Genomic DNA, 11,425 nt, shown 5'->3' on the forward strand with positions numbered 1-11,425 from the left:
ACCGGTCAGGCGACCGGTGGGGTTCCGCCGGCGGACGCCTCGTGAGAATCCGCTTCGGCCTTGCGGGCCGCCCGCAGATCGAGCAGCATGGAGATTTGCACGCCGAGGAAGCCGCCCATCGCCGCGCCGGCTCCAGCGCCGACCGAAATCCGCTCCTCCCCGGCCACGAGCCAGGCCAATCCGCCGCCGAGCACGGTGCCGATCAAAATACTGATCAGAAACCGACGGCCGCCGAGAAACCCCACGACAGCTCCCATCAGAAGGCCGATCCCGATCGCCAGCGGCATCATGCCGCCCCCCATGATCAGACCGATCAGCGTGCCGACCGTGCCCATGACCGCGATGCCGAACACCATGTCGATCGCTTTTCGGACTGGCATCGCTTGTGCCGGTGACGTCGTCATTGTCATGACTGCCCGTTACTTGGCCGAAGTCGCCACCAACGGACCGAAGTCGATGTCCACACCGGGGGCCGCGATGATGGAAATCCCCCACGCTTTGGCCGCTGGCTCATGTTGATGGATTCGCTTGAAATCGTCGTACACGTTCACCCGTTCTTCAAACCACTGGCCCACATCCCTGGTCCCGCTCTGCACGACGATTTCGGATCCGCTGAACATGCCGCCTTCGGTGAGCGTCCCTTCCGGCTTGGTTGCGCTCCACACGTACTTCGTAAAGACGGGAATAAAGAGCAGATCCGTATCGAGCGACGCATAGACGGCGGCAATGGGTTCGGCGCCGGACGTGGCCTTGTTCAATCGCCACCGCCAAGTCAGCACCGGATAGGCCTTGGGATCCCAATCGATCTTCTTTTTCTTAATCCGTTGGCCGGCGTCTTTCGCGGACAAGAAATGGGCGCCGTTCTCGGATTGCACCTTGTAGGCCTCGCGGCCCTTGGATTGGCTTCGCTGGCTTTCGTGATCCCAATTCGACGGAAAGCCGTCGGCCTCCTTGGCCTGAAAATCCTCCAGGACGAGCATGGAGCTCTGAGCGTCGGCCGATGGCTCGAACACATCGGCGCAGATGAGTACACCGAACGACACACACACACCCACGACGGCACGGCGCAGCATATGGTCGATCCTCCACATTATTATTTTACGCTTCTTGGGAAGGGGCGGGCGCGAGAGACGGGGCTTTCTCGTCCAGGGACTCTTCTCCCATCACGGGCTGTTGCCCGCGTTGACACGTCCAAAACAGCGCCAGCACCGCGCCCCAAAACACGATCATGTTCAGGGTCACCATCTTGGCGGCGAATTCCAGGTCCGGCGTAAAGGCCCAGGGCGACACATCGGCCATCAATTCGCTCACGTGCCACGAGAGGCGCCCTGAAGAACGGATGTATCCCATCAGTCCCATGACCCAGGTAAAGGCGGCCGCCAAGCCGAATAGGCCGACCATGCCGCGCACGGAAATCTTCCCCCAGTGAATGGGACCGTGAACGATCGCGCCCTTCAACATCGCCCGGTTGATGAGCACGCCGGCGACGATGACCGTGAGTGTCGCAAACGCCTGCGGTGACGAGAGACCCACCCGGATGTTGGCCGGCAGATAAAAACCATAGACCGACAACCATATGACATGCAGCAATCCGATCGTATACAGCGTCCCGATTGCAATATTCCCCGTTTTCACCCATGACACGGTCATCGTGCGATTGGCCCGGCGGTAGTAGAGGAAACTCAGCGCGGTCAGGAGGATCATGACGTTCACGGCCCCGTTCTTCGACGACATGACGCCGTAGTTGCCGACCACCGGGTGCTGCGCGCCGCCCATCGCTTTCACCTCGCCGGGCGACATCAGAACGGTATGCGGCGTGAGCCAGATGAACAGCGCCAACGTCAACGCGCCGAGTACGAACTGATAGTAGAGCTGATATCGCTCACCCCCCTTGATCCGCGCCATGCTTTGCCAGAGATAATAGTTGACGCCGAGAAACAGGGCTCCGATGAGCAAGGCCTGCACAACAAAGAGCCACGTCAGCAGCCCACCCATCATCGTCACGCCCATACTCTGGCTGAACGAATACACGGACCGCATCAACCAGTAGCCGGCGATCGGCATGGGAAGCAGCGCGCACACGGTCACGAACAAGAAGATGTAGCCCACCCAGTCGAAATAGGCCCGCTCTTCGTCGGTTTTCGCGGTGAAGAACCGGTAGCAGGCATACGCCAGGACGACTGCGCCGCCCGACATGATGTCGGCAAGGAAACGATGGACGTTGAGCGGGTTCCACAAGGCGCTGTGGAGGAGATGCCAACTGTTCCCCAGGAAACGCCCCTGCTCGTCGACACCGGCCGGCGACATCATGAAGGCCGCCCAGGCATTCGCCAACAGCAAGAGGGCCGTGCCGAAGACATTGGTCAGGATACCGATGGCGGCATGGATCCATTTCAAGCCGGGCTCCGCCATCCGGTTCCAACTGTAGTAGTAGACGATCAACAGGAGCGATTCTCCGACGAAGACGACCGCGTAGGCCGGCATGAAGGACTTGAACGTCCCGCCCATGTATTGCATGAAGCTGGGATAGAGATAGAGGAACATCGCCAGCATCAGACTGCCGACGACCGCCGTGACGGAGAGCGCGAGAAGGGCGACCTTGGCCAAATCCCTTGCCAACCCATCGTAACGAAGCGACAGGGCGGGTTTCCTCGTGACCAGACCGAGAAACTCCAGCAGCGCGCAGAACAACGGCAAGGCGAGAACGAAGCCACCGAAGTACGTGTGCTGCTGCGTCACGAACCAGACCAGCAAACGGCTGTCGAAGGAGCCGATCCGCGAATAGACGGTCTCATGCGGCGCGGGTGCGGCCGGCCCCCGGGGCGTCCCTTGAGTGCCGAAGTAGACGTCGGTCCCGTCGCTCGCGAAGGAGGCGGTTGGACCCGTCCAACCGAACAAGCACCATGACAGCAGCAACCCGCTGACCAGCCCCATCCCCATGAAGGCCCGACTACGTCGCCAACTTCGCGGCATGGTGTTACCTCTTCGATCCGCTTTTCCCGAGCGCCATGTCACCGGCTGGCGCGGCGGATGACGCGCCCGTCTTGCCGAGAATGCCCATCACAAAGGGACAGCGCAACATCCCGCTCGACAGTTGGGGGCGTTCCAGATCCTCGACCCGCCGCCGAGAGCCGAGGTAATAGCCGTACAAGCCCATCAGCGCCGTCACCATGGCCCCCGCGGCGGCGGCCGATTCGACGGGAATCGACGCCTGTCCGAGCATAAAAATCAGGAATCCCATCACGACCAAATAGTACGTCGAGGCGAAGGCCATGCCCGGCCACCACCAATACTTGAACAGCTCCGACGGTGCGGTGCGCCGTACACTCTGCATCCACGACTGATCCGGGTACAGCCCGGCAAAATAGGCCGCGAGGGCGAGGGCGCCTCCGACCACCGTGACACTCAGTAGCTGGGCAAGCGCCGAGACCTGCGCCGTGCCGGCCAATACTCCCGACAATGGCATGAGGCCGCCCAGCACCGCACCGGCCGCAGCCCAGGACACAAAGGACCGTGTCGGGTCCTGTACCATTTCGCGCAAGGCCTTGCCGTCAGGGAACGTGAGAAACGGCCGCCCCATCAACGCCAACTTTCGCACGTGGCCGATTTCAAACGCGTCGCGCGCGACGGCGGTGCTCGAAATGATGATGGCCATCATGGCCGGACCGTCCGGATGCTGCAGGTAGTTGTAGCCGATCAGCCAGAGCAAGGCCAGTACCAGCAACGCGAGCTGGACGCCGTAGACGGCGCCGATCCAACCGGCCAGCCACCCGAACATTCGACCACCGTCTTCACCGAGCATGGCCGACCAGCCCGATTCACGGCCCACCCGATAGGCCGCAAGGGCTGTTGTCATCCCTACAAGGCCGCTCACGGCTAACAGGATGACCGGCTCCGACAGCGGCAGGAAATATTTGGCAACTCGATACAGGCCGAATGCGACCAGTCCGGGCACCAACATCACGATGCGCTTCCGTTTGCGCACCGAGTCTTCCGTGACGGCCAAGCTGAGACTTGGCAGCACGCGTAACGCCATGCGATGCAGCATCACAACTCCAGTGATGAGTGATGGGTGATGCGTGATGCGTCGAAACGAGCTTGTGCGCTTCTTGGCTGATCACTCATCACCGATCACCCATCACTTCTTCGAACCGCCGATCCCGAAATACTTCGCCTTCACTTCTTCCATGAGGGCCACCGTGACCCTGGACGCTCCGCGCTCCGCCGCGGTGCGTTCCAGTTCGATCCGCGCCATGGCCCGCACCGGTGCGGGCACGTTCGCCAAGCGCCGTTCGGCTTCGCCATCCCATTGAATCCGTTCCCCGGTGCGGGGACGCAGCAACGTGTCATAGCTGACGACTCGTTCGCCCCGGGCGCGGACGTCCTGTTCCACCTCGTCGCGGAACAGCGGTGCGAAGTACGGCGGCAGGCGCTCCAACCGATGGAGCGCCTCATCGGTCCACATCAGACGATCGACGAAGCTTCCCGCCTGCCCGGCCTGGAGATCGACCCCGACTTTGAACCCACAGCCCCGGCATTCCGAACGGACGAACCATTGCGGCGAGCCGTCTTCATACGCCCGCTCTTCGATGCCTTCGGTATGCATCCAGCGCCCGCAGCCGCAGGTCAGCATGGGCGTTCATCCGATCTTTCCGGGATATAAAATGTACAGCATCGTGTACGTGAAGGTGCCGGTCACAAACAAGATGCAGTAGATGATCATCGTAAACGTGCCCAAGACACGATGCCGCCGTGCGCCGCTGGGCCACAGGCGCTGAATGGTCGTTTCAATGCCAAGGACAAAAGCGACGAGGATCAAAAAACCCACGTACACTTCCAGCTTGCGCATCGAAAACCCGGCTGTGGCGCCTCGCAGAGCAAAGGCCAGTAACGCCAGCACGGTAGTGGCTCCCAGAATCGCCCCGATCCGTTTCCAAGTGGTGACCAGAGGCGCCTCGTTCAATTGTCGACGATCTCCCACGAATATCTGCGTGCGGAACCCGAGAATAATCATGTAGATCGCCATGACCAGGCCGATGATCACCAGAATGATGTGCACAACGAGGACCGGAATGAACACATGGTCATAGAGCTCCTGGGATCCGCCGAACCCTTCCTTGCCTTCCACTGCCAGTACGCCGAGCTGCCGAAACAGATAGTAGGCGACGAAGAAGGCCAGCATTGCGATCATGCCGCAGAACATCAGCCAATGGTGAGCGTCGGCTTGCCGCTTCCGCGCCTGTACCCACCCGATGATGAAGAGCCCCGTAAAGAGCGTGGCCATCAGCTGGCTCAAATCGGCGCCGATCGTGGCATGTGTCCCTAGAAAGCCCGGATCTTTCAACCACTCCATCTATTTCACACCTTGCACCACGGCGGTGCGTTCCAGCTCCGTGATTGATGCAAATCCGGCTCGCCTCATCCACTCCATCGCATCGCCGGTCTTGTAGCATCCACCCTGTTGGGTATTGACGAGGATATGGACCGCGAAGGCCGTGGTCCAAGCCGGCCCCGTCCCGGTCTCATCCAGAAACCGGTCTTTGATCACCAGCCGCCCGCCCGGCACGAGATGATCGAAGACTTTCCGGACCAACGCTTCATTCGTCTCGAACGTCTGATAATGCAGGATGTCCGACATCAATACCAGATCGTACGGCCCGCTGAGCCCGTCCGTATTGAAGTCGCCGGGATGCAACGCAATCCGCGATTCCAGCCCGGCCTCCTTCACCGTTTTTTCCGTGAGCCTCAGAGTAGCGGGCAGATCGAAAATGGTTGCGGTCAACTCCGGGTAGGTCTGACAGAACGCGATGGAATTGGTCCCCGCCCCGCCCCCGAGATCCAGCATTCGAAGAGGTCCGCTGAGTTGCAGCCGCTGGGCAAAATCCGGGCCGCTCTGCTTGCCGATCCGGTGCAGGACGGCCAAGACATTGGCCCCCAGCTCCGGATCCGTTTCGAAAACATGACGATCCACCGACCGCCGGCCGGTTCTGATCGTCTGCTCCAATTTCCCCCAGTTGTCCCATTCGGCGTCATGCAGCAACAGGAGATGCCCGATGTACTGCGATGAGTGCCGGACGAGGTGGGCGGCGGCCGTGGCGGAATTGGCATAGCGGTCGCCTTCTCTGTGCAAGAGCCGCAGCGCGACCAGCGCGTTCAACAGGAGCGTCAAGGCAGAGGGATCGGCCCCGATGCGGGCGGCGATGTCATCCGCCGGCTTCGCCTTTCCGTCGAGAGCCGAAAAGACATCGAGCTTGACGGCGGTGAGAAGAATCTTCGTTTCCCAGTAATAGCCGAGCTGGAAGACTTCCGCGAGCGAGAGTTCCCGTGACACGCCCATCCCCTTAGGAGCCGGATCCGTTGAAATTTTGGCATCTTACCGAGTTCGGAAACGGAAAGGCAAGGCAACGAGCGGGCGGATGGAGCGCCGAAAACACGAAGGGCAGCGGCATGAAACCCGCTGCCCTTCGTTATCAGCTCGTCGCTGAACGTGAATGCGCTTACTTGATCTCGGCCTTCAGATTGGCCGTTCCACCATCCGTCACGTCCACATCGAATTCGAACTTCTTACCTTTGCCGACGAAGGGATGCCAGACCACCACTTTGTGCTTACCGGCCGGCACGTCCTTGATCTCAAAGGAGCCGTCTTCCTTCACCACCGCATAGTGCGGATTCATCACCGGGAGGAAGAAGGACTGCATGAACTCGTGCTGGTCGCACTGCAGGCGGTAATAGCCGTCCTTCTCGGCGCCGCCGCGGAAGGTCACCGGCTTTTCCAACTTGTCGCCCTTCTTGGCCAGACCGATGTTGAACCCGGTCGCCGAGGTGGAGCCCTTTACCGTGAAGCTATGGGGATTGTGCAGCACCCCTTCCTTCGACTTGGGATCATCGGGATCGGCGTCGTGGTTCTCGACCTTGAACGGCCGAGTGTTGACCACGATCCCGGCAAACGGCAGAAACTCACAGAATTCGGCGGTCACTTCCGTTCCCTTATAACCGTCGATGAAACCCTTGTCTTCCACATCATAGACCGCCACGACGGCGTTCTTTAGGCCTCCGTCTTTCCCCACTTCGATTGTCGGCATATAACGCTTGTCGCCGTCCACGAGAGCCTTGTTGGGGTTCTTCGGACAGAACTTGGGGTTCGGGAACTTGGCGAAGGAAAACTCCTTCTTCTCCGACTTTCCTGGATAGGTCACCTTCCCGGCGATGGCCCCGCCGGCGTTCGCGGCGAGAGGCGCCGCCACCAGTGCCACAGCGGCCGCACCGAACATGATGGATAACGCACCCTTCTTCATGTGACTGCCTCCTTTGATGAACGAAATACTGATGTGATGATCGTTTCCAAGATCCGCGACGACCGCACAGTCAGGCAGAGAGACATAGAGGAAATCTCCGGCCTTCAAACACTCGATCTCAACACCAAGACGGCGAGGCCTAGACTTGGACCGAGTATGTATATAAAAATCTACTCCATACTGTCAATCTGAAACAAGAGACCTCGGGTCTTTTCGAGCGGTTATTTCTTCTGCTGTAGGATATGGAGCAGCGCACCGCCAGCCGTGGTCCGCACGGCGTCGTTCTGGTCGTGTAGGGCCTCCTTCACCAAAGGGAGGATGGACCGCGTCCCGACATGGCCGAGAGATCGAACGGCGACGATTTTTGGGCCGGGGAGCGGATCGGCGAGCAGACTCTCAAGCAGCGAGATGGCGCCGTCACGATTCGCGGCGGTGGCCTTGCCGAGGGCGTGGGCCGCGGCGGCGCGGGCGCCCGTATCATTTTGTTGGGCCAGATGCCTCAGTGTCGACGCGACGGTCTCAAAAGGCTGTCCGAGCTGGAGGAGCGCCGCAGCGGCGGCAGCCCGGACGGAAAAGGCGCCGTCTTTCAGGCTTGCCGTCAGCGCCGGCACGGATTCGACCGCACCCATGTCGGCAAGGCTCGCCGCAGCGGACTCTCGGACGGCGGGAATGGGATCGTGCAGCAACTCCTCGATCTTCCTGCGCAGCTCTTTTCTTCCCAGATGCCCGAGCCCTCTCGCCGCCGCGCCGCGTACGGACGGCTGTTTATACGAGAGGAGCTCCGCCATAACCGGAACCCCCCGCTGATCGTTCAGCTCGGCGATGAGGCGGATCGCTTCGGCGCGGTCCTCGGGGTTGGGCGCGTCGGCCGCCTGCCGCAACTGATCCCATGCCTCCTTGCGGCCTAAACGGATGAGCGAGGCGTAAGCGGCAAGCCGCACCGCGTTCAGCTCGTCCTTCGTAGCCGCTTCAATGAGGGGCACCACCCCAGGATCTCCACTCCGCCCCAATACTTTCACCGCACGAGCCTTAACCAGCCCCGCTTGGTCCTCCAGCGCGGTGCGGAGCTTCGAGGATTTGCGGCCGGCCTCGGACCGTCCCAGCCCCTCCACCGCCAGTACGCGTACCGGACCCGACCCATCACTCAATCCGTCTTCGAAGAACGGCACGACCTCGTCCGACTCCACTTCCTTCAGCGCCGTATAGGCGGCGCCGCGCATCTGCTCGCGCATGTCTTTCACCATCACGAGAATGAATCCCAGCGCCACTTCGCGCAGCAACGGCACGTCGTCCTGCTTCAGCGCCGCCTCCAGCTTGTCATACTCGCCGAGTGCGTCCTTGGGATTGCCGAGCCGCAGCAGTGTCCGCACTTTCAACCGTCGCAGGTCCGGCGCGGCGGCGGTCGCCTGATCGAGCTTGCCGATTTCCTCGATGGCTTTCTGGTAGTCCTTCTTGTCATAGAGCCGCTGGATTTCCTTAGGGACCGCGGGACCGGCCGCGACCAGCGGACCCGGGACAGATGTGAGCATCATGCTCGATACGAGGGCGAGGGCGACCGCTCCGTACCGTATTCGGCGAACGAGGTTCATGCGAGCATCATCCTTCGTGGCGTGGGCCGGTGGTGCTGATCCGTTTTCGATACCCCGGCGGCGGCTCGAAATAGGAGTCCGGCTGGGGAGAGACCCGAAACCGTTCGTACTCGACCGACCAGTCGCGATCGCGGCTGACGAGCTTCAAGACCACGCCCGTATCCTGATCCACCCATTCGTAGAACCGCTCCATCCGTCCGTGGCGGTCCGTCTGGACCTCGAAGAGCTGCGCCGGACGGCCGACGGCGGTCGCCTCGCCGACCAGCGTCCTGTTTCGTTCGCCGGGCAGCACCGGACGAACGGGCAAGGCATCGTCCGGATCCAACGGCGTGACCAGCAGCTCTTTCTGTTGAGCCAAGACATACCACGTTTCGGACTGATCCGGCCGAATGATTTCAATGGCGGCATAGCCGCGCTCGGTGCGCAGCGCGTACTTGTACTCCAGACGCAGACGGTCTCCCTTGGCGAAGACCTGCGCCTGAAATCGCTTCCCGTTGACCTGCTTGATCAGCGTCCCGGAAAACTCCGCGATTGCGGGGCGCGCAATATCGCCGGAAGCGGGCGCCGACACCGCCGATAGGCCGAGCAACGGCGCAAGGAACAAGCAGAATCTTGTCCTCTTCGCCGCCCGGCGCCGTATGACCGAATTACTGTTGATGCTCAACCAGCGGGTAGATGTCGATGGAGTAGCCCAGCGACTCGGGGCCGAACCGGGGATTGTCCATGACCTTGTAGGCCGACCGATTGCCCTTCGGAGCCGGCAGCGAAAGATGCTCCACCAGTTTGCCGCCCGGCTGAATCGTGACCATCTTCGTCGTCCCGGGTCCCGTCTGCGGATGCCACACCACCATCTGATAGGTGCCGGGAGGGATCTGATCGATCGAAAATCTTCCGTTCGCGTCGGTCAAGGCATAGTAGGGATTGTTCACTGCCATCGCCCAGCTCTCCATATAGGCGTGGAAGCCGCACTGCATGTAGAACGTCCGCCGGCCCTTGTTGAGGTAAATCGGGCCGACCAGGGATTTGCCCGGCGCGTGGTTGTGCGTCGCATGGAGATCACCGCGATGGTGTTCGTGGTTCATGACCAGCGGCGTATTGAACAGCACGCGGGCGCCGGCTTCGAGCGACGTTTCATACCCCTGGATGTCGTGCATGACGGGATCCATATTGACGACTTCCACGGCATGGCCGTTCCGCACGATGGTCATGAAGGGCTGGAACTGGCAGTCGCGCGCTTCGATCAGCGGCACGGACGTCTCAAACGGCTTGCCCGCTTCGACGCCTTCGAGGAGGACGATGGCGTCCTTGAGTCCGCCTTGCGGGCTCACCACGAAGTCGCGCAGCAGGCGCCACCCGCGGCCGTTGGAAATGCGCCCGCAATAGGCCGGGTCGGGAAACGTAATCAGGTTGAAGCCCTTCGGCTCGGGGACCGGACCGTCCAGCACGACGGTGCCTTCCAGGCTCCCTCCATGCGGCACATCCATGACTTCGTACGCCGAGGCGGGCGTGAGGGAACACAGCACGGCGAAGACTATAGCGGCCACACAAGCCAATCGAGACGCGCGTCGCCATTCATAGAGAAACACGGAGCCTCCTCTTGTTCGGTGTTGCGAGAGGTTACGGCACCTGCACTTCCAAGGTCGGCCGGATGTCGATCGGTTTGCCGAGCGCCTGCAAGCCGAAATGCGGATTTTCCGCGATTTCGTGGGCGCTACGTCGGCCCTTGGGGGCCTCGAACAGAAAATCCGCCCGGACGGTGCCGTTGGGCGGCACTGTGATCTTTTTTTCCAGCACCGTTCCGACCCCGGGATGCCAGACGTTCAGGGTATAGTCGCCGGGCGGCACGTCGGTGAGGGAAAACCGCCCATCGCTCCCGGTCACGTGATAGTAGGGATTCTCGACCGCCAATCCCCAGCTTTCCATGTAGGCGTGGAATCCGCACTGCATGACGAAGAACTTCCGTCCTTTGGTCATGTGAATCGTTTCCTTCACCGGCACACCGGCCAGGTGCTCGTGGCTGTCGGCGCCGACGTTCCGTTTGTGATGCGGGTTCATGGGCAGCGGCGTGTTGAACAACACGCGCGGGCCGAGATGGGACGTCTCGTAGGCTTGGATGTCATGCATGACGGGATCCATGTTCATGACGACCACTTCGTCATGATTGCGCACGACGGTGGCGAAGGGCAAAAAACGGCAATCCCGCGCTTCGACGGTCTGGGGCTCGAAGTTGAACGGCTTTCCTTTGCCGATATCAGACAAGAACACGACGGCATCTTTGAGCCCGCCGTCGTCGGATACCTCGAACTCTTTCAAAATCCGCCAGCCGGTGCCGGTCGAAATCCGACCGCAATAGACCGGGTCGGGGAACGTGATCAGATTGAATCCTTTCGGAATCGGCTTGCCCTCGGACATCGTGACCGTTCCGGTGATCGTCCCGCCGTCCGTCACCTGAATTTCTTCGTAGGCCGAGACCGTTGCGATCGGGCCGGCGAACAGCATGCCGGCGAGCAGACAGATACATCCTTTCATCCAACTCCTCCC

12 protein-coding genes are annotated in these 11,425 nt (G+C 61.1%); all 12 read right to left on the reverse strand.

The genetic code is table 11. From position 1 onward, the window contains the following. Window positions 1-5 precede the first annotated feature (5 nt). Window positions 6-380, reverse strand: coding sequence for a hypothetical protein (locus tag NITMOv2_RS24055; RefSeq protein WP_053380956.1), 375 nt, complete (start codon window positions 378-380; stop codon window positions 6-8). A gap of 39 nt (window positions 381-419) precedes the next feature. Next, complete coding sequence (locus tag NITMOv2_RS16765) at window positions 420-1,073, reverse strand: DUF3047 domain-containing protein (RefSeq protein ID WP_053380957.1); 654 nt, start codon at window positions 1,071-1,073, stop codon at window positions 420-422. Window positions 1,074-1,098: 25 nt separating this feature from the next. Then, a complete protein-coding gene (locus tag NITMOv2_RS16770) occupies window positions 1,099-2,973 on the reverse strand; it encodes a cytochrome ubiquinol oxidase subunit I (RefSeq protein ID WP_238590378.1) in 1,875 nt (624 codons plus the stop codon). A 4-nt stretch (window positions 2,974-2,977) separates the two neighbouring features. Next, on the reverse strand, window positions 2,978-4,048 hold the full coding sequence (locus tag NITMOv2_RS16775) for a hypothetical protein (RefSeq protein ID WP_053380959.1): 1,071 nt from the start codon (window positions 4,046-4,048) through the stop codon (window positions 2,978-2,980). 90 nt (window positions 4,049-4,138) lie between these two features. Next, window positions 4,139-4,633, reverse strand: a complete 495-nt coding sequence (locus NITMOv2_RS16780) for a PCP reductase family protein (RefSeq protein WP_053380960.1) — start codon at window positions 4,631-4,633, stop codon at window positions 4,139-4,141. A 6-nt stretch (window positions 4,634-4,639) separates the two neighbouring features. Then, window positions 4,640-5,353 carry a DUF420 domain-containing protein gene (locus NITMOv2_RS16785; RefSeq protein ID WP_053380961.1) on the reverse strand — a complete coding sequence of 238 codons (714 nt, stop codon included), beginning with the start codon at window positions 5,351-5,353 and terminating at the stop codon, window positions 4,640-4,642. Next, window positions 5,354-6,331, reverse strand: a complete 978-nt coding sequence (locus tag NITMOv2_RS16790) for a methyltransferase (protein ID WP_187299251.1) — start codon at window positions 6,329-6,331, stop codon at window positions 5,354-5,356. Window positions 6,332-6,497: 166 nt separating this feature from the next. Continuing rightward, on the reverse strand, window positions 6,498-7,295 hold the full coding sequence (locus NITMOv2_RS16795; protein WP_053380963.1) for a peptidase associated/transthyretin-like domain-containing protein: 798 nt from the start codon (window positions 7,293-7,295) through the stop codon (window positions 6,498-6,500). Window positions 7,296-7,516: 221 nt separating this feature from the next. Further along, on the reverse strand, window positions 7,517-8,884 hold the full coding sequence (locus tag NITMOv2_RS16800; RefSeq protein ID WP_053380964.1) for a HEAT repeat domain-containing protein: 1,368 nt from the start codon (window positions 8,882-8,884) through the stop codon (window positions 7,517-7,519). Window positions 8,885-8,891: 7 nt separating this feature from the next. Next, window positions 8,892-9,488 (reverse strand): LolA family protein, encoded by a 597-nt coding sequence (locus NITMOv2_RS16805; protein ID WP_053380965.1) that lies wholly within the window; start codon window positions 9,486-9,488, stop codon window positions 8,892-8,894. A gap of 43 nt (window positions 9,489-9,531) precedes the next feature. Continuing rightward, window positions 9,532-10,470 carry a carboxypeptidase-like regulatory domain-containing protein gene (locus tag NITMOv2_RS16810; RefSeq protein ID WP_238590379.1) on the reverse strand — a complete coding sequence of 313 codons (939 nt, stop codon included), beginning with the start codon at window positions 10,468-10,470 and terminating at the stop codon, window positions 9,532-9,534. 31 nt (window positions 10,471-10,501) lie between these two features. After that, window positions 10,502-11,413 (reverse strand): carboxypeptidase-like regulatory domain-containing protein, encoded by a 912-nt coding sequence (locus tag NITMOv2_RS16815; protein WP_238590380.1) that lies wholly within the window; start codon window positions 11,411-11,413, stop codon window positions 10,502-10,504. Between the last annotated feature and the right edge of the window lie 12 nt (window positions 11,414-11,425).

The sequence above is a fragment of the Nitrospira moscoviensis genome (assembly GCF_001273775.1).
GTDB classification, from domain to species: domain Bacteria; phylum Nitrospirota; class Nitrospiria; order Nitrospirales; family Nitrospiraceae; genus Nitrospira_D; species Nitrospira_D moscoviensis.

Bases quoted from the DNA above. Each gene is read 5' to 3' on its own strand.
- NITMOv2_RS16800 (WP_053380964.1), bottom strand. From the start codon at position 8,884: ATGAACCTCGTTCGCCGAATACGGTACGGAGCGGTCGCCCTCGCCCTC.
- NITMOv2_RS16775 (WP_053380959.1), bottom strand. From the start codon at position 4,048: ATGCTGCATCGCATGGCGTTACGCGTGCTGCCAAGTCTCAGCTTGGCC.
- NITMOv2_RS16765 (WP_053380957.1), bottom strand. From the start codon at position 1,073: ATGCTGCGCCGTGCCGTCGTGGGTGTGTGTGTGTCGTTCGGTGTACTC.
- NITMOv2_RS16770 (WP_238590378.1), bottom strand. From the start codon at position 2,973: ATGCCGCGAAGTTGGCGACGTAGTCGGGCCTTCATGGGGATGGGGCTG.
- NITMOv2_RS16780 (WP_053380960.1), bottom strand. From the start codon at position 4,633: ATGCTGACCTGCGGCTGCGGGCGCTGGATGCATACCGAAGGCATCGAA.
- NITMOv2_RS16785 (WP_053380961.1), bottom strand. From the start codon at position 5,353: ATGGAGTGGTTGAAAGATCCGGGCTTTCTAGGGACACATGCCACGATC.
- NITMOv2_RS16815 (WP_238590380.1), bottom strand. From the start codon at position 11,413: ATGAAAGGATGTATCTGTCTGCTCGCCGGCATGCTGTTCGCCGGCCCG.
- NITMOv2_RS16795 (WP_053380963.1), bottom strand. From the start codon at position 7,295: ATGAAGAAGGGTGCGTTATCCATCATGTTCGGTGCGGCCGCTGTGGCA.
- NITMOv2_RS24055 (WP_053380956.1), bottom strand. From the start codon at position 380: ATGCCAGTCCGAAAAGCGATCGACATGGTGTTCGGCATCGCGGTCATG.